This is a genomic window from Legionella sheltonii, from assembly GCF_026191355.1.
Taxonomy (GTDB): Bacteria; Pseudomonadota; Gammaproteobacteria; order Legionellales; family Legionellaceae; genus Legionella; species Legionella sheltonii.
In genome coordinates, this window is sequence record NZ_JAPHOQ010000003.1 from 122,734 (window position 1) to 143,939 (window position 21,206).

Sequence of the window (21,206 nt, forward strand, 5' to 3'; positions counted from 1 at the left end):
CAATGTTTCGCTAATTTAAAAGTTTTGGAAAATCCATAGTGAGATTAGGGACATGCAAATTCGCTAAGTAAGTTATAATGGGTATAGGCTTTTTAATGAATTCTAAAATTTAATTGTACTCATTGTGCGAGAAAAACCAAAACAGCAAATCGCTTTCAGTCATTATGCTCTGAGCTATTGTCACTTTTTTGCATAGTTCATATTCTTAATAAATTCTTCACAAAAAGGTGACAATAACTCAGGTCAAAATGACCCACATAGATTCGATATTCAGCGCACTCACCAATGAGTAACCGATTATTAGCTGGGTAACCTTTTGGAGGTGCGTAGAGCAATTGCAATGATAATATAAGTCCAACCACTGACTATCATATCAATCGCAATAAACATTCCAATGACCCATAATCCACTCATTGGCCAATGCATTAAAATTAGGATCCCGAGTATTAAGGAGGTTATTCCGGCAAAAAAGATCCACCCCCAGCCTGTGGTATGTCGTAATGAAATCGACATGAAAATACGAGTAACACCAATAACAATAAGTGTCCAAGCCAGTAAGGCAGTGATAATAGTAGAGGCTAACAAGGGATCATATAAGATGATACAGGCTCCAATAAGATACAATATGCCAATACAAACTTTCCAAATCGCGCCTTCCCATTTTTTATATTTAAATGCATCTGCAATGTGTGATAGTGCAGAAACCATGAGGAGTACTGCAAAAAAATACATGCTCACTATGGTTAATGCGATTTCCATACCTAAACCAATAAACCCTAAGAGTAATAGCAGTATTCCAAAACCAAAGAGCCATCCTCGATGATGTTGCAAGAGTTCTGATTCGGGACGATGAATAACATGATTAGTAGCCATATCAGTTCCTTTTGATTGTCTAACTTTAATAATATAGCGTATTTTTAATATCGATGCCGCCAATTCTCTTGAATTCTCGAAGAAAATTTCACCTGTAAATTAGTCGGCTCTTTAACAATCGCTAAATTGAGTTCGAATGACGTTATTTTTCGGGGGTATTAAATGTGCGGCATACATCAAGTATACGCATATCGAAGTGCATAAAATCATGCTCTGCCTTCGACAATATCATTTGTAAACTAAGCCCTAGGAATCAGAATGTTCCTCTGTAAAGGCCTTAATTTCTGGAATAATAATGTTGCGGAATTTTTTGCCGTTGAATAATCCATAATGACCTACGCCTTCAGCAAGGAAATATTTTTTCATGGAATCTGGTAAGTTTTTGCATAAGCTGAGCACCGATTTTGTTTGTCCTACGCCCGTGATGTCATCTCGTTCACCTTCAATTGCCAGAATAGAAGTATTCTTTATGTCCTGTAAACGCACATTATGTCCGCGCGATTTGTAGCGTCCAGTAGTTAATAGTTTTTCTTGAAAAACTGTATTGATTGTTTGCATGTAAAATTCGGCGGTCAGATCCATAGTTGAAAAATATTCAAGGTAGAACTTGATTATCTTGAAGGCTGCTTCTTTTTGGTTGTCTGCATATCGATCGACTGCTTTTTGCAGTGATTCCATATGACGCTGAAAATTCATGCTCATAAAACCCGCAAGTTGCATAAATCCAGGATATACAAGACGCATTGCACCTGGAAAACGAGAGGGCACAATCGAGATGACATTTTGTTGAAACCAATCGTCTCCTCTGGAAGAAGCTAATTCATTGACCGAAGTAGGTGATTGGCTCGTATCAATAGGTCCCCCGAGCAATATTGCTGTGCGAGGCAGGTTGGGTGAATTATTGGTGGACATTAGAGCAACGGCAGCTAAAACCGGTACCGTCGGCTGACAAACTGCCATGACGTTTAAATTGGGTGCAAGTAAATTTAAATAGGAAATAATGTAATCAATGAAATCATCCAAATCAAACGATCCTTCAATTAAGGGCACATCACGAGCATTTTTCCAGTCAGTAATATAGACATCGTACATAGGAAGTAAATTTTTAACGGTATCTCGCAACAAGGTTGCATAGTGTCCGGACATTGGTGCGACGACGAGTAATTTGGGTAAATCCAAGTGTTCCGCATTTACTTTTTTAAAACGAATTAGGTTGCAAAAACTTTTTTTATTAATAATTTCTTCTTGGACATCGTAATATTCATCATGGATTTTCACTTCATTAATATCAAATTGGGGTTTATCGTAAACATTCGTAATAATATGAAATACATAGGAGTAACCGGATAACCTACGAAAATGACCTGAAGATGAATCCAATATTTTTTTCAACACCTCTTGTCCTTCATTGGGCATATAAGGAATGTTAACGGGCAAATTAATATTGTCAGAAATTCTGCGAAGACGTTTCGCCATATGGTCAAAATAATCGGAGTAAGGCTGAAGCAAACGCATATTAAAATCATAGATATTGTAAAGATAACGATTATCAAGAGGGTGAAAATGCATAGAAGTGCCTCACATATTTTAGAAAGATGCGAAAAAATGGTGCATCACAATATTAAATTAATACACACAAAATTCTAAAATAGCAAATTCCAATTGAGTGGATTGGTGATATAGGCGCGGTTTTTTGGACGAAAAAAGGTAATTTTTAAGAGCTATTCTTCTAAGTAACAGAGGAGAATAGAATGAGCAAAAAAAGAAACTATTACACGGCATCAAAAAAATCAAAGATAGCAGTTGCGGCAATTGAAGGAAAATTGACTCAGGCTCAACTGACCAGCGAATACGGTGTGCATCCTACCCAAATTAAAGCATGGAAGCAAACAGCATTGCAGGCTATTTCAGATGCTTTTTCCAATTCTCATGATAAGGATAAAAAAGAGCAAGCCGAGCTTGTTGGTGCTTTGTATGAGGAAATTGGTCGACTTCAAGCCCAATTATCATGGTTAAAAAAAAAGACTGCCACTGAGCTTGGATGAAAAGCGTAAGCTGATTGATAGCAACGCTGAAATATCAATCCGAGAACAATGCATGCTACTCGGATTGAGTATTTCCAGTTATTATTACAAAGCGTCTCCTATATCAGCAGAGGACGAGCGGCTCATGGCGCTGTTAGACGAGCATTATCTCCAGTATCCATGTGAAGGTAAAGTGAAGCGCGCACAATGGTTGTCCCTTGAAGTTGGCTATCCTGTTGGTAAACGACGCATCAAGAGACTCATGGAGGCTATGGGATTAGAAACCGTCTACCCAAAGCCAAATACAAGCGTTCCCAATAAAGAGCACACCGTGTACCCCTATCTATTACGTGACATCGATATCACTAAGCCTAATCAGGTCTGGGCTGCTGATATTACCTACGTGCGTATGAAGGGAGGCCATGTTTACTTGGTTGCCATCATGGACTGGTATAGTCGGTATGTGCTTCAATGGGCGGTGTCCCCAACATTAGAAGCAGAATTTTGTGTAGAGGCGCTAAAAAACGCGTTATTACAGGGGCGGTGTGATATTTTTAATACCGATCAGGGTGCTCAGTTCACGTCTAATGATTGGATCAATACCTTGAAGGCCCACAAAATCTCTATCAGTATGGATGGGCGCGGCCGATACCTCGATAATATTTTCATAGAACGTTTATGGCGCAGTGTTAAGCAAGAAAAACTCTATCGGTATGATTTCGAAACAATCGAAGAGATAGAGCTGGAATTAGCTGAGTATTTTGAATATTATAACAACCGAAGACTCCATCAGTCTTTTGGATATTTAACACCAGCTCAAGTGTATTTCGGACACCCTAGTACGGTTTCTAAAACATAGTTCGGTGTGTCATGGCTTACCCACAGGGTCCACAGGCCTATCCGAGACGATGAAGGCTCTACTGGCCTATGGACTTGTGGATAAGCCATTCTGTGAGAGCAGGAGTTAATAAACCAATTCGGAATAGCTCTTATTTTTCCTGAATTTTGTTCCAGATTACCAGACCTAGATTATGGCGATCGATACAGTTCCTTTAGGGTTTTACCCAATTTTGGGAGTAATAATAATAGTCTCTGATTTCCTGTTGAATCTCAGTTGCTGATATTCCTACTTTAAATTGCATGAGAAGCATTTTGACGCTATCAAGACGTTGCTGAAGAATAGTCACTAAAGAATGTGAGTTTTTCTCTGGCTTCCCATAAAATTCTGTATTTAAATGAGATTTCAAATCGCTTGTTTGTATCGAGGAATCTAAAGTAATTGCGCTCAATGATTGTAATAAGGCGTCTTCTAATAAATGAGGATCTTGAGCCATGTTTTTCTCCGCTGTGGTAATTGCCTCACAAAAACCTTCAAGCATGGAGCGGCTAATTATATCTTCTTGAGACATATCAAATAAATCAGCAATTATTGTATGAGGTAAAAGAGGGGCAACCAATTTATCAAAAGGTAAGGCATACCCATGACGATAATGTTCACGATAGTTTTGTCCCAAGAATGAATAAGCTACTTTTTTAGTTGGATAAAAATCAGGATCATCAAAAGCCAGTGTATCTGTATGTCTTCCCTTATAACTTAGAGTGCCTCCACAACCAAAATCAACAATAGCAGCTCGCCTTACATGATTTTTATCCTCACAATAGCCTGAATTGAGTAATTTGGAATTTAATAAATCCCATAAATTAAAAACGAGTGCTACTGCGTACAATTGGCCTAGAAATCGTGCTTCTTCAGAGGTAAGTGATAAATCATCGCGTTTAGGTAATTGTTCGCGTTCGAATAATGGTTTCGTTTTGACTGCTTCTTTTTGCGATAAAAATTCAGAAAAACTATTGATGAATTTTGAAATGACACCAATGGATTTGTCTTTATCGACATGTAGATAATTTTCAGGGACTTCTATAATCCCCTCAAACATTTTTTTTGCCATCCGCGGAATTAAAATTTCCAGAAAGGCACTTTCAAGTTTAATTGAAAAAATATGTTCCATGGTGTCAAAGGAGGGTTTTTGCAGTTCCTGATGAGAAAGATATCCTTTAAATACGTCTTCTATCGTTAAAACATCTGGCTTTTTAATCAGATAATAGGCCCCAAATTGATCACGTAATATTCTTTTTTCAGTGATTCCCTTTGATAAAGAGGAAGCTATTTTATCAGGCAGCTTTTCTTTTTTTACTTCTTTGAGCTCAATATCATGATGAAGCGTTGGCATGATTATCTCCTACAAAAAAAGTAATGGACGTAGGGGCTATTTACAATCCTACTATTTTGGCTCAAGCCAGCGAATTGAAAACAGTCCATATTGTTGTTGGTTATTTATTTCATACTAAACTTATCGTTGAGTAAAAAATGCTTTATTATTTTCATCTTATTACACAAAGAATGAAAAGGGCACTATTTTAGCTTGGCTGTGTCCGCTGATAGAGAATAAATCGATGGTAAATATAAAATGCTCTTAAAGAGGTTGGAAGCCCCCAAACACTAGAGCGAATTTTTAGGAACCGTAGTTGGAAGAATAGATGAAGATGCTCGGCGCTACATATATTGGCCCCCATTGATATCCAGGTTAGAACCTGTGATAAATCCCGCATTTTCACTCACTAAAAAAGATACTGCGTTGGCAATTTCTTCAGGTTTTCCAAGGCGTCCTATAGGAATGCTCTTGGTAATTTTATCAATGACTTCTTTTTTCATAGTGGTCAGCATTGAAGTTTCAATATAACCGGGAGAAATAGTATTCACGGTGATCCCTTTATTTGCAACTTCCAGCGCTAAACTCTTGGTGAATCCAAATAAAGCGGATTTGGTTGCAGCATAGTTGCATTGACCTAATTGTCCTTTTCGGCCATTAACGGATGAAATACTCACAATACGCCCGAAATTTTTTTCTATCATGAAAGGAAGTACATTACGGGTGATATTGAATGTGCTTGTTAAATTGGCATCAATTACTTGTTGCCAATGATGTGGTTCCATTTTTTTTAGACTGACATCGCAGGTAGATCCGGCGTTATTTACTAAAATATCAATACGACCAAAGCGTTCTATAATTGAGTTTGTAATTGCTTCACAATCAGAAAAATTGACTAGGTTTGCAAAGAGAACTTCAATATTATAACCTGCTTTTTTTTGCAGGGTTTGCCATTGCAATACTTCGTCATGTTTGCCATTCTTAAAGTAACAGCCAACAACCTTATAATTTGCTGCGAGACGTCTGCAAATTGCAGTACCTATCCCTCCAGTGCCACCGGTAACAACTGCTACTTTTTTTTCCATAAATAAACCTCCTGCTAAAAAATTGGATGTTTTTTCTATTTGCTCAATTAAATTGTTTTGTTATTATTCAAATCGTAATCGTAATATGACTAATGGGGTTTACACAGCTGAGGTAAACCCTAATAAACTCAAAAACCTCAGTGCGTCACAATAGATAAAAAAACTGCTAAAATTATAATAAGAGTGAATTTTTGTGATGAAGGAACCGGAGTTATCAAGACAACGAGCCCATTGTAATTGGATTCTGTTTGGGAATAGCAATATCCTGTTGTATGAATTACTTGTTTTCAACTTAGTACTCATTCACTAAGGAAATAGAGATGGATTTCACCGATGCTGCAGTTTTTATCGTAGATGATGATCCTGAGCTTTGCCAAGCGCTTCGTTGGTTATTTGAATCAGTAAACATCCCCGTATACACCTACAGTAATGCGAAGGAGTTTCTTGAACATTATGATATGAAGCAAAGAGGGTGCTTGATTATTGATGTGCGTATGCCAGTCATGAGTGGATTGGAGTTACTAGAGCAGCATCTGAATGTATCAAAAACGCAACTTTTAGTGATTATGATTACCGGTTATGGTGATATTCCAATGGTTGTTCGTGCAATGAAAGCCGGAGCATCCGATTTTATTCTTAAACCAGTGAATCATCAGCATTTACTTGAAATTACGCAAAAATTGCTTAAAAAAACGTATAATTATCCTCTCCAATCGCAATCTGATTTTTTTGAACGTCTTGAACGACTAACCAAACGTGAGCGCCAAGTGATGGATTTTGTTATTGAGGGAAAATTAAATAAGCAAATTGCTCATGAGCTTGATATATCTATATCCACTGTAGAAGTTCATCGTGCAAATGTCATGCGGAAAATGGAGGCTAAGACATTGGCTGAGCTCATTAAAATTAATCTAATCCACACGCTTAATGGTGATAATTCTAATACTTTAGGTGAGATGCAATAAAATAACATTTTTTTGTAAAACACTTCACTTACTCCAGGTTTTCATAATTTCCAATCAAGAAGTGTGTCATAAACAACCAACATGGTAAAATAACTTTTTATCTGGGTAACAAAAGGATATTATTTGTTTTTTGTAAGTTAAGGAGTAAACCATGTCAAAATTTCCAAATAGAACTGCTTTTGAACTGCGTCAATATTTTAAACAATTGACCTTGGGCCAATTACTCGAGATTAACCGCTCATACGGACCCCATTTTGAGCAGTTGGAAGAACGAATTGATCGCTGCAATCAAAACATAGTAGATGCGCAAGAACGTTTGGAGCGGCTTAAGGAAAGAAATCAAGCGCATCAAAATAATTATGACACCGTAGAAACTTCCGAAGCAGCATATCGCGCGCAGTTAAATAGCGTACTTGCAGATTCCAGCAGGACTGGTCGTTTTCTTGGAAGACAAGCGGCGGGTGCTTCACCGATGGAGCAGTATGATTCTCAAAAGTTGTATTTAGACACCGAAATTTCAAATCAATCTGAACATATTGATAATTTGAATCAGCTTTTGACTGCCTTAGAGCAAAAGAAAACAGATGCGGTTTCTGAATTAAGAATTTTAAATCGAGTTATTACAGAAAAGAGAGCCGAAATTTTAAATCAGGTTACCCCAGAAGCGAGTGAATATAATACTGAACGGGCTCATAGAATGTAGCAAATGCCCAACTCCGTCATCTTGATGAATTTCGAGCCATGGGTTGGAGATCCTTCACTACGTTCGGGATGACGTGTCACGAACCCCGTCATCCTGGAGCGTGCGACTGTGACATTTTATGATCCAGGAGAGCCTATTCTAAAATATCTTCAGTATATATAAAATTGTCCTTTGCTTTCTTCATTAATATCTTAAACTGTTGTAAATGTTTTTCAGTTGTTGTTGAGGAATGTAAAACAAACTCTGAAACACATAACGCAAAGATAAGCCTTCGTAGGTCCCAAATTGTTTCTTGGAAAAGGTCGACCCTTCTTTTGGTTTCGGCACTGATTTTTACCTCAAGTTTCAAGTTCTCAGAACTAATTGCGATAGGAGCACAATGTTTAATGACTTGGCCACGCAATTTTTCAACAAAAATAAAGGTATTAATTTTTTTAGCTCGGCATTTGACGATTTGCTGCATGGTATCGTTAAAAAAATTGTATACCATCATTTGGTGAAATAAATAAAGTTTTTGTGAATAACGATAGGCTTGAAATAAAAAATAATCGCCAACCAAAACAATAAAAACGCCAATCAGCGTACATATCCCTCGATTCAGTACCATTTCAAATGGCCCCTCGGGGGAGTTTGCGTCGGTTGTTTGCGCTAAAAGCAAAAAAACGACAAGCGTAATGAAAAAAACACTGATATCGTACCGTTTTGTATTTAATGCTGTGACAGCTAATCCAATGATCGCGACAATAAATACAATCGGGATTATTCGATAATTTACCTGCATTAGATAAATCAAGGGAATTAAAACTAACAATGCGGCAAAAGTACCCCCAATACGATGGATGGCTCTTCTAATAATTAACCCAGGTTCGATTCCCGCACTGACCATAATGACGGTCAGCAAAACCCACCACTTGTGAGGAATAGTCGTAAATAAATAAACCCACATGGCGACCATAAACATAATTGTCAATTGAGTAAACCGTGCGTAATCAAGCTTCTTTTTTAGTTTTTCCGCAGTGAGCATAATTTATTCCAACGGAGAAAAGCCAGTTGCAGACAGCGGGCAATATAAAACTGCAATTGGGTTTTAGGGGCTACATATAAGGTCGGCGTGCCGCATGGAGTATAAGTATCCATATTATGTCTCAGCCGAGAAAGATTATTTTTGACGCCATGCCAAAATAGTTCATTCTTGGTCTCATAATATAGATTGTCCAAAGAATGTTGAATGTTTCGGATGTATACTGAAACCCGATAAGTTTGCATTATGTACTTCTTGGGAAGCAGTCGCCGATAATTTCGAACCATTCCTAAATGTTGAATTTCTTCTCCTATAGGGCTTTTACGATCTTGATTAAGGGCCGAATCAATATCTTCTTCGAGGTATAAAATGAATTTTTGCAGCGCCTTATTCCATATGATCAAATACATATTGGGAAAAAATCTCAAACAAATTAAGGTCGTGGTTATTGATAACGCAGTGGATGAAATAAAACCATACGCCACCTCAAGATTTGCAGGTGGTTCGGTGCTTAGAACAACGGCTCCGGTAGCGATAAGCAGCATGGATAAACTTTTTAACGCATAGAAATATTTTAATACGCAAAAATAGGTTGCTGCGAAGACAAATATTGAAAAAAAGAAAAAGACGCCACGGAATGGGTAAACAAGATAAAAAGACACGCTAATGAGGATCACTGCAATTCCGATAAAAATCAGTAACCATTCCTTTTCTTTAAAGGTAGGTAGCACTGGCGCTTCATAGAGGGACAACAAAAGAAAAGGTGAAAAGAAAGCCAGAAAACTTACGGGTTGAAATAACCAATAAACATACACTTGCACTGTCGCAACAACAAGAGACTTATAAAGAGTGATCCTTTGTAAGGCATATGGATCAACCCCATCAAGCCATTGCTCAAACTTTGATATAGACATAAGCACTTGTTCCAAGACGTAGTGGGTAATCGGGATCGGGATCCGTGATTCGGATAATCACCGGCAGTCTTTGTGGTAATAAGATCCATTGATTTTCGTTGATGACATTTTGTAACTGAGTGCGGTTATCCACTAACTGCCTATTGGCCGACCAATAATCAGAGTCAATCACACCATGAAACATTTTTCTTCCCAAATACATTCTAGGGAATACCAATACCTTCGAACCTTTACGCACCTGACCTAAATCGGTTTCGTTAAAGTTCGCTTGAATGTAAATATTATCCGTATCAACTAAAGAAAAAAGTGGTTGGTTCATATTTACCGGTGTTCCGACACTAAAAAACAAATTTTGAATAATGCCATTACTTTGCGCATATACATCGGTTTGTTCCAAGTTGACCTTGGCATTTTTTAAACGGGCATACAGGGATTTAATTTCATTTTCTTGGGCTCTTATCTGATGCTGATCAATTTCTAGTTGTTTTAAAGCCGCATCCCATCTGTCTTTAGCTGCTTTTGTTTCTTGCTGCGAATTTTGTAAGGTAATAAGTGAGACCGATTTTAATAAATAACCTTTACGAAATTTTTGGTCATCCAACTTGAGCTTAATGTAATTCCTTTGCTCATTTTGACTGAGTTTGAGATGGCGTTCATAGGTTGCTTTTAAAGCAGCAAGTCTTGCTTCTGCGCCTGCTAAGTCTGCGCTGAGTTGTTCTAGGGCATAGATATAGGGTTTTTGAAATACGGTGAAGAGCTTTTGGCCTTTTTTGACAAAATCACCATTTCTTATATAAAGATTTGTAATATAACCATTTGCAAGGGCCGCGACAGGGCGCACATTATTGACGACAAATGCATTATCGGTAAAAGGAAATAAAAAAGAAAAAAGATAGATAATTGTCGTTAAAAAGCCAATAAAAATGATGATATTGGCTATAGTGAGCCAGTGTTTTAATCGAGTAAAACCTTGTTTCATGTGGATACGAGTTCGAGTAAATTTTATCATAAAATATATGGTCAGCCTTAAAATGAGTATGTAGCCCGGGATAGAGCACAGCGAAAAATCCTTCATCCCGAGTGACACAAGGGATCTCGCATCGTAACACGGTGCTACACCATGAAGATCCCTGGTGCCACTCGGGATTTAAGCCCCTAAAATGCAGTGACGCTACGACTAGTCCCAATAACTAGTTACTGTAAGCATATCCTCCAGCCAAGTCTTGATACAAAATAACCAATGACATAGCAAGTTCCAATTTAGCTTGATTCGTTGAGAGTGCCAAGTTATCCAAATAGATTTTGCTTTGTAATAATTCTTTGTAAGAAAGAAGCCCTGTTTTTAGCAGACCTTGTTGCAATTTATATTTATGGCGATAATTTTTTTCAGCGCGTAAATAAGCCACAAATTTTTCATTCATGCGTCTATTGGCAGAGTAATCGCTATCAACTTCTCTTAAAATTCGTTTCACTGTTTTATTAAATTCGGAAACTCGAGCATTATAAGCTCCTTTGCTTGCTGCAATTTTACCAAGAGAACTTGGTGGAATAGTCCAATTAACGTAGGCATCCGTTGCCTGGGCAAAGTTACTATGGGGTAGATGTACGTCACCAAGAAAGTCATCGAGTTGTAATCCAGGGAAAAAATCACTGTAAGCCACTTTAATTCCTTCATGAGAAGCTTTTAATGCATATTGAGCCATTTTCAAATCAGGACGATTATTTAATACCGTAGCAGGTAAGCTGCCAGGTTTAAAGCGAGAAAAATCAATTTTTGAGAAGTTATGTTTATTTTTAACGTTCCCTGGATTTGCATTAATCAAATAACGAAGTGCATTTTCACTGAATACGATATTATACAAAACAGGTTTCATTTGGGCTGCAACAAGTTGCTCATCGGTTTGCAATTGGCTTAAAGTAATTTCATTTTCTAATCCAATTTTAATTTCTCCTTTGCTCAATTTAACGAGTGATTTTAAGTCATTATCTAATTGTTGTAATAATCTCAATTGTTCTAATTGAGCGATTAATGTGAAATAAGCTGATGCTACTTGAGCAATTAATGTCAGGCGTGTTGCTTCAATTGCAGCGAGACGATATTGAACATTATACGTAAGTTGTTTCTGTTGCGTATAAAGTTTCATAATATTCAAAAAATAATAGGGCCATACTCCTAAAAATGCCCCAGGCGCCCCCAGTGCGGGGTTTGTGGAATAACCAGCAAATATTTGTACTATAGGTATCCAGCTAAGCTTAACTTGCTGCAATTCGCCTTGTGCTTGTTGTAAGTTTCCTAGAGCTATATGAATGTCCATATTGTTCTTTAAGCCAGTCTCAATCAATTGATTTAACTCGTCATCATGAAATTGCTGCCACCAGGCAACATAGGGTAAATCATTTACCGGCTTATAATTTTTAGTACTGGAAGGAAATTTATTAGGTGGTGAGAAGATTGGCTGTTCAACTCGTTTATTGCAGCTTAACAATCCTGTTAACAATAATATTAAAAGTGTTATTTTTTTTAACATGAACCAATCATCGTATGGTATAGGAGTATTTTTATCATTGTAATTTGAATAGTTATATCATTTAGATTTTCTTATATTCCTTGAAATGATTAGGTTTAGTCAACTACCGCACTTTATTCTTTACATTGACATCCAAAAAAGTTTTCTCTATATTCTATCGCATCCACGCAAGTTGATGATTACATCTATTCTCGAGTCCCTCCCGATTTGTAATGTCTTATTCAACTTGTAGGGCGAGGGATACTTTGATTATTTTTAAGGTATCTCTATGCTCAATGACATTTCAATGTTGAAACGTACATCCATTTCAATCAATCTGGATGATTTCCCTGGGGGAGTAGCTGCATGGGGTGCTTTACCTGCAGTGTTTGATAGCCACGATAAGAAATTTGATCGCGGTGTTCATATTCATGCAAGAATGGCTCACTCGCGCAAAAAAATCATAGACCAATCTTTCCCGGAAGTTGAGCTCATCTGGCAAGAAAAAACGATGACACTTACTGAAGAGTGTGCTCTAAGTTACACCATGAGCTCAATTTTTGATTTTGATATCGTGAGTTTGAATTGCAGTCATTGCGGCGCAGAAATACTAGATAAGGACTTGTCCTCAGTTCTCCCTTCTTTTGAACATTATTGTACCTTTTGTGGCGGTTTAACCCTAACCAACAAGCGTTGTGTTGCAAATCCGGTGATTCGATTCAAAGAGATACTAGATGATAAATTAGTAAAGCGACCCTCGATAATGCCGCAACGTAAAATATATTTAGATAGCACACGATATGCAGGTGGATTCCAGATTTGGGGGTCAAATCCTTCAATTATTTGGACGGCACCACGTTTGGAGGAAAGTGCAATTCATGTCCACGCGTACAATAGTGAAAAAAAGCGCGTTATCGATAACACGTATAGCGAAGTTTGGGTCAATGGAATTCTTCTGGATATTGAAATGGTACGTGTATTGCAAATTCAAAAAGCAATTCCTCAACTCAAACTCTATTTAACCAGTCTAAGCTGTCCTAGTTGCTATCACGCTCATTTTGATACAGAAGTTCTTGCTGTAGTTCCTCATCAACAACACCAATGCGAACAATGTAATACGGTGTTTACTACTTCCAAGAGTATTAGTAATCCATCTATAGCCATTTTAAACCAATTAACTGACTTAACAGATAAGGTATTAGAAAATGAATCAATTGGTGAAAACTATTTTTAAAGCAGGTGCATTAATTTTTGATGCACAGTATCGAGTATTGGCAGTACATAAACGTGGAAAACCACCCAATGAGTATATTGTCCCTGGAGGTAAGATAGAATGTGGAGAAACGGATGAAGACGCATTAAGAAGGGAATTATTTGAAGAATTGAATGTCGGTGTCCTATCCGTTATTCCTTATGATGAGTTCCAAGCACAGGCTATATATGAAGATGCATTATTGGTGATGCGCGCCTATTTTGTGCGTATTGAAGGCATTCCAGTTCCTGGCAGTGAGATTGATCATTTTGTGTGGTTAGATGCTCATTTTAAGACTAGCGGACATCAATTTGCTTCAATTTTGGGACAACAGATTTTGCCGCGTTTACTTGCTGAAGGTTATCTGCGTTCGCCTTAAGCAGCCCTAATTATTCATCCCAGGTTGAATCATTTAAATGTTCATCCAGGGTTTTACCGGGAGCACATTCTTTTGAGAAATAACCATCGTGACGTTTCAGGTAAAAGCCATTGTAGTAGTCAAGAGCATTTTGTTTCGCAATATTGTCTGGAACCCCAAGCAGTTTTGCTGTGCGATAGTTTCTTTGTACTGCCTCACATTCAGTTTTCGCTTCATTGTATTCACCACGTGCATGCATGCTTTCATGGGTCAGGATATCCAAACTAATCAATTCTTGCATGTTTGCGAGTGCAGGATGGTGAAGATAATCCATTAATAGAGAGCATCTCGGATATTGGATGACAATATATCCAGTTTTAGGATCAGCATGACCATAAACTCTGGGTTCTTCATCAAACAGTGTGTCAAATAAAGTATTGCAATGTACTTTTGCCGGGTGATTTTCAGCAAGTTGGCCGGCTATAGCTGTTAAAAAACGTTCAAAGTGCCAGTGATGATATGGAGGCCATGCAAATAACAAAGCCAAGCTCAGTACCGTGATAAGATATCCTTTGGATATGGGTAAATTGCCTGTGAGCTCTCGAAAAACTAACCAGAAGAAAAATAGAGAAATCAGTGCCCAGAGCATGATGGTCCTTTTCATACTGAGAAACAATACAACCGATATAACATGAATTTTATTCTAATTGTAGGTTACAATCTGTCTCTATGACACTAGGTAAAGAATTTTTAACTCAATTTGGTCCATTTCTACCTCTCGAGATGTAGGGAGGAGTTATTTTGGCTTAACTTAGTCCTATCAGGATAAGTCCGATTTATTTAAGCGGTTTCTTTTTCAATGCTTCTTTTTCCAGGATTTTCTTAGCTGTTTTATAACCATTTTTCTTATGTTGCTCTATAGTCTCTCTTGAAAAATCAGAGTCCCATGAATAGGGTTCATTTTTCCCTACTTCGCGGATAATTCGCGTGATGGATTGTATGCCCGCATCACCCATTGCTTGAATGTAAGCAGGGAATTGTCTGATTTCTTCAGCCACTTTAGGTTCACATAAACGCAAAATTTGTTCAATTAGCTTTTTATAGTTGTTGATAAGATCGGTGGTTCGTATGTCCTTTCTTATCTTTTCTGAGTATAAGATCTCATCTTTTCTTGAGAGAACTTCAATCATATTTTGAGGAAGGGCCCGATGCCTTGAATAGAGCTCAACGGTATAAATTTTTTTGTTGGATTGGCCGCAGACATCGAGTGTTGAATCAATTGGGGTATTGCTTATGATTCCTCCATCCCAGTAATGTTTATGATTAATTGTTGTCCATGGAAAGCCTGGAGGCAAACTGCCACTGGCAAGAATATGGTCTAGGGTGATGTTATCAGTGTAACTATCAAACGTTTCAAATTCAGATGTTTCAACATTAACTGCCATGACCAGTAGACGAATGGGGCTGTCCTTTAACGTATCACAATTAATGTATTTGCGTAAAAGATCCTTAACGTAAAAAGTATCGTAAAAACTTGTCCAGTGTATTGGAGATTGAGCAGCACTAAATATTGGCATTGTCCATTTGGGGTGAAAGAAGTTAGGGGAGCCCCAAATCATAGCCTGCCAAGAAGAGAGAATACGCCGAGTTTGCTCATCGGAAACCTGCAACGTATCCAAAGCAAGATCACTCCAAAAACTTTCTAATGCCTCAGTAGCATGTTTTGGATTTCCAGCAATAATTGCGGAGTTAAATGCGCCTATAGAAATTCCGGAAACAATATCTGGATAAACGCCATACTCTTCCATGGCCTTGACCACGCCACATTCAAAAGCCCCTAAAGCACCTCCTCCCTGTAGAGTAAGAATTGTTTGGAGTGCAATTTTCTCCAGGCGGAAGTTTACATCAAAAAGCTTTTTTTTATGGGCCTTTATATTTACTCGATTGATAATGAGTGATTCTGCAGCTTTAATTTCTTCTATAGGGCGCCCAGAAAAAAAGGCACCTTGCAACAATCCATCTTTTAAATACAATATTGAGCAATTCTTTTCCTTAATAGATCCTCTTACAATTCGCTCTGTAGCATCCGTTGTATCACCAATAATGACAATATATGTATCAAAGGCATGGAGATTGAAATAGGATGCACTGTGGTAGCTTTTCCTCATTCCCATCATATTATATGCGGCAATTTTTCCTTGTTTGATCGCATTATCCACTCCTCCATTTCGGTGACCTCTTCTAAATACGGGATCAAAGAAATTAGCAACATCACCCGAGGCGTAGATATCTTTTTTATTTGTTTGTAGGTATTGATCTACAATTATGCCGTCATTGACTTCAATGCCACTGCCTTGGAGAAAATCAGTAACCGGAAAATATTTATCGCTAATGATTACAAAGTCACATGATAAAATTTTTCCTGTGCTGGTCTCCACTGAGTGAACCTGATTTTTACCGTTAAATTTTTTTACTGTTTCATTGAGGAGTACTTCAACGCCATTTTGAGTTATAAAGGCAGCAACCTCAGCAGAAGAACTGACATTGAACAAATGGAATTCTTCGGTAACAATAGTGACCTTTATCTTTTTTTTGACCAATAAGGAGGCGATCTCAACGCTAATATAGCTTCCTCCCCAAATGACGACTTTTTTTGCATTTTCTATTTCACGAATGATGGGTTGGGCATCGAGAATTGTTTTAAGGTAGTAGATCTTATCTAATTGACTTCCTGGTAGACAAACCCTTTGGGGGCTGCAACCCGTGGCAATAAGCAATTGGTTAAAGTATATGTTCCCAGCATGATCCGTTTTGACTCTCTTTTTTTCGGTATCAACAGATAGCGCTTTGGTATTAAGTAGCACCTCAATATCATTTTTTCTATAATAATCTGCATCGAATAAAACCAGCTGTTCTTTTTTTCGTGCTCCAATCAAAAATCCTCTAGCGAGTTGAGGACGGAGGTAGGGGAGAAAATTTTCTTCCGATAGTATGGTGATTTTGCCATTAGCACCTTCTTTTCTCAAAGTGTCCGCACTAAATGCGCAGGAAAGTCCTCCGCCAATGAGTAAAAAATCAACTGTTTTTGTCATCTCTTATATCCTTTTATTCAATGACATGTATGTAAGCATTACCTTAAATTGTATACCTTGGGTATATGAAGAAAGCAAATTCCAGAAATTTTAATTTGAGGGGACTGTAGAGAGCATAGAAAAAGAGGCGCTTTGAGAGCGGACAATCCTGGGTGTAGCCAGGATTGTCCTAATCGACTTTTTTATGCATGCAAAGTAAGGCTTAAAAACAGTCCTTGGAATGAGAAGTTATTGGTTTCATTGCCAGCAATGCGCTGAGGTCCTAAACCACCTATGCCAGTAAATCCTCTCAGTGTATCCATAGAACTCAGATATTCATTGATTTGATATCCCACTGCAGCAGTCCATGTTGCTGTATTCGTTAGGGCATGCGTATAGTCCAGACCAATTTTACCAGTAACGCTATTAACAACCCGGTTGCGTTTAGGCCAGTTGAAACTGAAGTTGGTTCCCAGGAAAACTTCTGAGAAGGACTGCATAGAACCTGCCATGAGTGCATAATCAAAATAACCAAGCAAACCAAAACCATAGGCTAGGTCATAATGGCCATCCAAGCTGATTAAAGGACCCGCACCACTGAATTTGCTTGTTACCAGTCCGGGAGCCATAAATGAAAGGTTATGGGTTATCTGCGCATAACGCACCCCAAGAGAGGGACGTATTTTAAATACACCGGAAGTATCACTGTATTTTCTTCCTACTCGCACATCTGCTTGGTCCACTCTATAAGTTAAATAAGCGTCACTGACCAGTCCTGGAAGAAAAGCTTTGGGGATGGTGGCATCTGGGAATAAAATACTTCCAAATAAAATAGAGCCGTTAGCAAAACTATTTACAGCGTGGGTTTTATTTTTTAAATAAAGATAGTTGACTTCAATATTATTTGCAGACATAGGTATATCATAACCCAGAGCAACACTTCCAGCCCATTGATAATCGGGAGCAAAGGGTTTGCTTTCTGCTTGGGTGCCGCCAGGTACAACGAATAACCAGCTGTCAGTGACTAAACCAAGACCGGTTTCACTTGGTTGTACATAATACCCAGTACCGCTTACATAGAGGCCGCCGGGGCTTTTAAAGGCGCATAGCATGCTCGTGCAAACAGGGCCGTCTTTGTCAATGTATTTGGGAAGCGGAGCAGAAGTTGCAGCATTTGCAAAAAATAACCCTAAAAGAGCCAAGGGTAAAAACTTCAATGTCATAAATTTCTCCTTGTTAAAATTTCTTTGGCACAATACTTTTTTTATGGAATTAAATCAATAAAATTGCATTATAAATAAATTACTTAATGGATGAAGGAATAAAATTAATCGAGATGATCTAATGGCAGCGTCGTTGTTTCACAAATCGTTCTCAATATAAAACTGGATTGTACGCTGGTTACCCCATTGATGCGGGTTAGTTTATCCAATAAAAAAGATTGATAGGCATTGAGATCAGGTACAATTACTTTCAATACGTAATCTGCAGATTGTCCAGTGATTAAATAACACTGAACTATTTCAGGAAGAAAACGCACCGCTTCTTCAAACTGACTCATCACGGAAGGCTGATGACTGTTTAATCCAACTAAAACAATCACGGATAATTTTAAACCTATTTTTTCAGGTTCAAGAAGGGCAACCTTTTTCTTGATGTAACCTTGATCTTCTAACAACTTAACTCGGCGAAGACAAGGTGAGGGAGATAAAGCCACCATGTCCGCGAGTTCCTGGTTGTTGATTTGGCAATTGGATTGCAGGATATCAAGAATTTTTTTATCTGTACGGTCCATAATTTTTAAAAATTACATAAATATTTTATATTTTAGCATTTTATTCTAATAAATGATAATACGGTGAAATAAAAATTCAAATTTATTCGTTGACCGCCTATATTTGCAATAATATTTCAAAAGAAATGTATTAGAATATACTGATGCGCAGGTTATAGTCATTGTGCATCAATTGGCTGCTTGTTTTTTCGAGGATTTTTATGTCTACATCACGAATTGTTGCCTGGTTTGTATGGATTGTTGCGTCCATATTTTATGCGTACCAATATGTTCTAAGAGTAATGCCCAATATCATGATGGATGATATTACATCGCAATTTCACATTGATGCGACAGTATTTGGGCAGTTTTCTGGTGTTTATTATCTTGGTTATTCTTTAATGCATTTGCCAATCGGGATTATGCTGGATCGTTATGGTCCTAGAAAAGTGATGACTTTATGCATTTTGCTTCCTGTTGTTGGATTGTTACCTCTTATTTTTGCAGACCATTGGGCCTATCCTCTTATAGGAAGAGCACTCATTGGTATTGGCTCTTCAGCTGCAATTTTGGGGACATTTAAAATAATACGGATGACGTTCAAAGAACAGCATTTTTCTAGAATGCTCAGTTTTTCTGTGATGATAGGACTGATAGGAGCTGTTTATGGTGGCGGTCCTGTTAGTTATATGTGTCATGCAGTGGGCTATAAAATGGTAGTCGAAGTATTTATTGCTGTTGGACTTATTCTTGCCTGCATCACTTATTTTATTGTACCTGACGAGAAACCTACTTATCAGGCATCAGCCCTTACAAATATCAAAACGGTGTTTACCAACAAAAAGGTAATTTTGCTCTGTTTGTTTGCAGGATTGATGCTAGGCCCACTTGAAGGTTTTTCTGATGTGTGGGGATCGGGCTTTTTAAAACAGGTTTATGGTTTGAATACCTCGACAGCAAATTATTTGCCTTCAATGATTTTCATAGGAATGTGTTTTGGCTCGCCCATTTTAAGTTTAATCGCGGAAAAAACCGGATATTACTTGGGAACGATTATTGCCGCAGGAATAACCATGTTCGTGATCTTCACCTTACTTATTGCTGGGAAGTTAACCGTATCCACCATTACAATATCCTTTATATTGGTTGGAATGTGTTGCGCTTATCAAATCTTGGCGATTTATAAAGTTTCAACTTTTGTGCCAGAGCATCTTGCAGGTTTGACCACGGCGATTGCCAATATGATCATCATGATTTTTGGCTATGCCTTTCACTCATTGATTGGTTTTGTAATCAATGCAAATGGCGGTATTCGTGAAGCAAATGCTTTTGTTTATGGGGTAGGCGTTATTCCTGTTACCCTGGCAATGGGGGTTATCGGTTTCCTGTTTCTGACGTATCGAGAGAATTATGGAACTGCAAAACTTTATCCTGTAGAGTCTCCTACTTAAAAAAATCCCGGAATGGTAATGGTTTGCCATGTCTGGGATTAAATTGTTTGTTATTGAATAGGATGAGATTCGAGCACTTAAAATAAACGCTAATATCAACTTTTATGATAATTCATGGTCATATGGCAAAATTTATCTTTATCAGCTACTATTTTATGTGTAATCAACATGTTGTGGATGTAATTATAATTCCTTTTAAAATGGGCCGTTAGCTCAGCTGGTAGAGCAGGAGACTCTTAATCTCTTGGTCATAGGTTCGATCCCTATACGGCCTATCAATGAAATCAACCTAACATGGATTGACTGATCTTGGCTCACTATCTACAGGATGTTCAAGCCGTATATTTCTTTTATTCATAAATAATTCCTGGCGTACTTTTTTCTGTCGTTCAATCATAAACTCAAGGTGCTTTTGTTTTGTCTCATCAATGAAATCCGCCTTGCTTAGCTGTTTGATATTCATTTTCTCAGGCGAATATTCATCTCTTCTGCTTTTATCTAATGTTTGGCGTACCTTGGAGGCGGGGAGCCGCTGGCCATTATGACAGGAATATTTTTTTTTATCTGTTGAAGGGCTAAAAAGGGTTCCTGCATAATAATTAATGAATGCATTAAATAAGATTAAATTCTGATGAAATTTCTCTGCTATGGATTTTTGATTCCCCTTATTATTACAAAAATAAAGTTTGATGCTTTTTATCCTATGATGCAGATAGAGAAAATCAGAGTTAAAACGATCAGCTATTTTATCAATGCCAAGAAGTGTAGTCCGAGCGGTAGTAGGATAAGTGCTTGCTAGATGAAACTGCTCTAACAAATAATCAATACCATGCGCCAGCACATAGATTGTAAGGGATTCTTTCATCATAGATTGATAATTAATTTTTTTACCATGTTGTATGATGAGTAGATTTTGAGTGTTGAGCACTTTTTGCCAATAAATTGCACTAGCTATTAAATCATTTTCTTCACAGAATGGAATATATAGGATAATCATG

General features: G+C 37.7%; 20 protein-coding genes and 1 tRNA gene. 8 read left to right on the forward strand and 13 right to left on the reverse strand.

Annotated elements, in window-relative coordinates; translation table 11 throughout:
- Nucleotides 1–300: 300 nt before the first annotated feature.
- Complete coding sequence (locus tag OQJ26_RS04345; protein ID WP_265702736.1) at nucleotides 301–873, reverse strand: HdeD family acid-resistance protein; 573 nt, start codon at nucleotides 871–873, stop codon at nucleotides 301–303.
- Nucleotides 874–1,119: 246 nt separating this feature from the next.
- Complete coding sequence (gene phaZ / locus OQJ26_RS04350) at nucleotides 1,120–2,442, reverse strand: polyhydroxyalkanoate depolymerase (RefSeq protein ID WP_265702737.1); 1,323 nt, start codon at nucleotides 2,440–2,442, stop codon at nucleotides 1,120–1,122.
- 182 nt (nucleotides 2,443–2,624) lie between these two features.
- Between phaZ and OQJ26_RS04355 the strand changes: the two genes are divergently transcribed.
- Together OQJ26_RS04355 and OQJ26_RS04360 are read left to right on the forward strand one after the other, a co-directional pair.
- A complete protein-coding gene (locus OQJ26_RS04355; protein WP_065235619.1) occupies nucleotides 2,625–2,918 on the forward strand; it encodes a hypothetical protein in 294 nt (97 codons plus the stop codon).
- The gene (locus OQJ26_RS04360; protein WP_082650874.1) at nucleotides 2,911–3,756 is read left to right on the forward strand and encodes an IS3 family transposase; all 846 of its coding nucleotides are present in this window, start codon (nucleotides 2,911–2,913) and stop codon (nucleotides 3,754–3,756) included. The genes OQJ26_RS04355 and OQJ26_RS04360 overlap by 8 nt, the downstream gene beginning before the upstream one ends.
- Before the next feature lie 193 nt (nucleotides 3,757–3,949).
- Here the strand turns inward: OQJ26_RS04360 and OQJ26_RS04365 are convergent, their stop codons facing one another.
- Both OQJ26_RS04365 and phbB read right to left on the reverse strand, forming a co-directional pair.
- Nucleotides 3,950–5,128 (reverse strand): hypothetical protein, encoded by a 1,179-nt coding sequence (locus tag OQJ26_RS04365; RefSeq protein ID WP_265702738.1) that lies wholly within the window; start codon nucleotides 5,126–5,128, stop codon nucleotides 3,950–3,952.
- A gap of 323 nt (nucleotides 5,129–5,451) precedes the next feature.
- Nucleotides 5,452–6,192 (reverse strand): acetoacetyl-CoA reductase, encoded by a 741-nt coding sequence (gene phbB / locus OQJ26_RS04370; protein WP_265702739.1) that lies wholly within the window; start codon nucleotides 6,190–6,192, stop codon nucleotides 5,452–5,454.
- Between the two features lie 320 nt (nucleotides 6,193–6,512).
- On the opposite strand from phbB, the gene OQJ26_RS04375 reads away from it, so the two are divergent.
- On the forward strand, nucleotides 6,513–7,157 hold the full coding sequence (locus OQJ26_RS04375) for a response regulator transcription factor (protein ID WP_265702740.1): 645 nt from the start codon (nucleotides 6,513–6,515) through the stop codon (nucleotides 7,155–7,157).
- A 151-nt stretch (nucleotides 7,158–7,308) separates the two neighbouring features.
- Complete coding sequence (locus OQJ26_RS04380) at nucleotides 7,309–7,860, forward strand: coiled-coil domain-containing protein (RefSeq protein WP_265702741.1); 552 nt, start codon at nucleotides 7,309–7,311, stop codon at nucleotides 7,858–7,860.
- A 133-nt stretch (nucleotides 7,861–7,993) separates the two neighbouring features.
- Here OQJ26_RS04380 and OQJ26_RS04385 read toward each other — a convergent pair whose 3' ends face one another.
- The 4 genes from OQJ26_RS04385 to OQJ26_RS04400 form a co-directional block, all read right to left on the reverse strand.
- Nucleotides 7,994–8,884, reverse strand: a complete 891-nt coding sequence (locus OQJ26_RS04385; RefSeq protein WP_265702742.1) for an FUSC family protein — start codon at nucleotides 8,882–8,884, stop codon at nucleotides 7,994–7,996.
- A complete protein-coding gene (locus OQJ26_RS04390) occupies nucleotides 8,863–9,795 on the reverse strand; it encodes a hypothetical protein (protein WP_265702743.1) in 933 nt (310 codons plus the stop codon). The genes OQJ26_RS04385 and OQJ26_RS04390 overlap by 22 nt, the downstream gene beginning before the upstream one ends.
- Entirely contained in the window at nucleotides 9,776–10,804 is a 1,029-nt protein-coding gene (locus OQJ26_RS04395; protein WP_265702744.1) for an HlyD family secretion protein, read from the reverse strand. The genes OQJ26_RS04390 and OQJ26_RS04395 overlap by 20 nt, the downstream gene beginning before the upstream one ends.
- Nucleotides 10,805–10,985: 181 nt before the next feature.
- Nucleotides 10,986–12,323, reverse strand: a complete 1,338-nt coding sequence (locus tag OQJ26_RS04400) for a TolC family protein (RefSeq protein WP_265702745.1) — start codon at nucleotides 12,321–12,323, stop codon at nucleotides 10,986–10,988.
- 286 nt (nucleotides 12,324–12,609) lie between these two features.
- Here OQJ26_RS04400 and OQJ26_RS04405 point away from each other — a divergent pair, with 286 nt between their 5' ends.
- Both OQJ26_RS04405 and OQJ26_RS04410 read left to right on the forward strand, forming a co-directional pair.
- Nucleotides 12,610–13,536 (forward strand): hypothetical protein, encoded by a 927-nt coding sequence (locus OQJ26_RS04405; protein WP_265702746.1) that lies wholly within the window; start codon nucleotides 12,610–12,612, stop codon nucleotides 13,534–13,536.
- A complete protein-coding gene (locus OQJ26_RS04410) occupies nucleotides 13,508–13,933 on the forward strand; it encodes an NUDIX hydrolase (protein ID WP_265702747.1) in 426 nt (141 codons plus the stop codon). The genes OQJ26_RS04405 and OQJ26_RS04410 overlap by 29 nt, the downstream gene beginning before the upstream one ends.
- A 10-nt stretch (nucleotides 13,934–13,943) precedes the next feature.
- Here the strand turns inward: OQJ26_RS04410 and OQJ26_RS04415 are convergent, their stop codons facing one another.
- The 4 genes from OQJ26_RS04415 to OQJ26_RS04430 all read right to left on the reverse strand — a co-directional run bounded on the left by OQJ26_RS04415 (nucleotide 13,944) and on the right by OQJ26_RS04430 (nucleotide 18,778).
- Nucleotides 13,944–14,561, reverse strand: a complete 618-nt coding sequence (locus OQJ26_RS04415; RefSeq protein ID WP_265702748.1) for a hypothetical protein — start codon at nucleotides 14,559–14,561, stop codon at nucleotides 13,944–13,946.
- 187 nt (nucleotides 14,562–14,748) lie between these two features.
- Complete coding sequence (locus OQJ26_RS04420) at nucleotides 14,749–17,004, reverse strand: FAD-dependent oxidoreductase (protein ID WP_265702749.1); 2,256 nt, start codon at nucleotides 17,002–17,004, stop codon at nucleotides 14,749–14,751.
- 182 nt (nucleotides 17,005–17,186) lie between these two features.
- Nucleotides 17,187–18,206: an Lpg1974 family pore-forming outer membrane protein gene (locus OQJ26_RS04425; protein ID WP_265702750.1), complete on the reverse strand. Its 1,020-nt coding sequence runs from the start codon at nucleotides 18,204–18,206 to the stop codon at nucleotides 17,187–17,189.
- A 104-nt stretch (nucleotides 18,207–18,310) separates the two neighbouring features.
- Nucleotides 18,311–18,778 carry an Lrp/AsnC family transcriptional regulator gene (locus OQJ26_RS04430; protein WP_265702751.1) on the reverse strand — a complete coding sequence of 156 codons (468 nt, stop codon included), beginning with the start codon at nucleotides 18,776–18,778 and terminating at the stop codon, nucleotides 18,311–18,313.
- 200 nt (nucleotides 18,779–18,978) lie between these two features.
- Between OQJ26_RS04430 and OQJ26_RS04435 the strand changes: the two genes are divergently transcribed.
- Nucleotides 18,979–20,208 carry an MFS transporter gene (locus OQJ26_RS04435; protein ID WP_265702752.1) on the forward strand — a complete coding sequence of 410 codons (1,230 nt, stop codon included), beginning with the start codon at nucleotides 18,979–18,981 and terminating at the stop codon, nucleotides 20,206–20,208.
- Between the two features lie 202 nt (nucleotides 20,209–20,410).
- A tRNA-Lys gene (locus tag OQJ26_RS04440) sits at nucleotides 20,411–20,483 on the forward strand.
- A gap of 14 nt (nucleotides 20,484–20,497) precedes the next feature.
- Here the strand turns inward: OQJ26_RS04440 and OQJ26_RS04445 are convergent.
- Entirely contained in the window at nucleotides 20,498–21,205 is a 708-nt protein-coding gene (locus OQJ26_RS04445) for a hypothetical protein (protein ID WP_265702753.1), read from the reverse strand.
- Nucleotide 21,206 lies beyond the last annotated feature (1 nt).

Excerpts from the sequence above, each read along its gene's own strand:
- OQJ26_RS04430 (WP_265702751.1), bottom strand. The coding sequence starts at position 18,778 with ATGGACCGTACAGATAAAAAAATTCTTGATATCCTGCAATCCAATTGC.
- OQJ26_RS04375 (WP_265702740.1), top strand. The coding sequence starts at position 6,513 with ATGGATTTCACCGATGCTGCAGTTTTTATCGTAGATGATGATCCTGAG.
- OQJ26_RS04390 (WP_265702743.1), bottom strand. The coding sequence starts at position 9,795 with ATGTCTATATCAAAGTTTGAGCAATGGCTTGATGGGGTTGATCCATAT.
- OQJ26_RS04420 (WP_265702749.1), bottom strand. The coding sequence starts at position 17,004 with ATGACAAAAACAGTTGATTTTTTACTCATTGGCGGAGGACTTTCCTGC.
- OQJ26_RS04395 (WP_265702744.1), bottom strand. The coding sequence starts at position 10,804 with ATGATAAAATTTACTCGAACTCGTATCCACATGAAACAAGGTTTTACT.
- OQJ26_RS04345 (WP_265702736.1), bottom strand. The coding sequence starts at position 873 with ATGGCTACTAATCATGTTATTCATCGTCCCGAATCAGAACTCTTGCAA.
- OQJ26_RS04355 (WP_065235619.1), top strand. The coding sequence starts at position 2,625 with ATGAGCAAAAAAAGAAACTATTACACGGCATCAAAAAAATCAAAGATA.
- OQJ26_RS04380 (WP_265702741.1), top strand. The coding sequence starts at position 7,309 with ATGTCAAAATTTCCAAATAGAACTGCTTTTGAACTGCGTCAATATTTT.
- phaZ (WP_265702737.1), bottom strand. The coding sequence starts at position 2,442 with ATGCATTTTCACCCTCTTGATAATCGTTATCTTTACAATATCTATGAT.
- OQJ26_RS04400 (WP_265702745.1), bottom strand. The coding sequence starts at position 12,323 with ATGTTAAAAAAAATAACACTTTTAATATTATTGTTAACAGGATTGTTA.
- OQJ26_RS04415 (WP_265702748.1), bottom strand. The coding sequence starts at position 14,561 with ATGCTCTGGGCACTGATTTCTCTATTTTTCTTCTGGTTAGTTTTTCGA.
- OQJ26_RS04425 (WP_265702750.1), bottom strand. The coding sequence starts at position 18,206 with ATGACATTGAAGTTTTTACCCTTGGCTCTTTTAGGGTTATTTTTTGCA.
- phbB (WP_265702739.1), bottom strand. The coding sequence starts at position 6,192 with ATGGAAAAAAAAGTAGCAGTTGTTACCGGTGGCACTGGAGGGATAGGT.
- OQJ26_RS04435 (WP_265702752.1), top strand. The coding sequence starts at position 18,979 with ATGTCTACATCACGAATTGTTGCCTGGTTTGTATGGATTGTTGCGTCC.
- OQJ26_RS04445 (WP_265702753.1), bottom strand. The coding sequence starts at position 21,205 with ATGATTATCCTATATATTCCATTCTGTGAAGAAAATGATTTAATAGCT.
- OQJ26_RS04365 (WP_265702738.1), bottom strand. The coding sequence starts at position 5,128 with ATGCCAACGCTTCATCATGATATTGAGCTCAAAGAAGTAAAAAAAGAA.
- OQJ26_RS04405 (WP_265702746.1), top strand. The coding sequence starts at position 12,610 with ATGTTGAAACGTACATCCATTTCAATCAATCTGGATGATTTCCCTGGG.
- OQJ26_RS04385 (WP_265702742.1), bottom strand. The coding sequence starts at position 8,884 with ATGCTCACTGCGGAAAAACTAAAAAAGAAGCTTGATTACGCACGGTTT.
- OQJ26_RS04410 (WP_265702747.1), top strand. The coding sequence starts at position 13,508 with ATGAATCAATTGGTGAAAACTATTTTTAAAGCAGGTGCATTAATTTTT.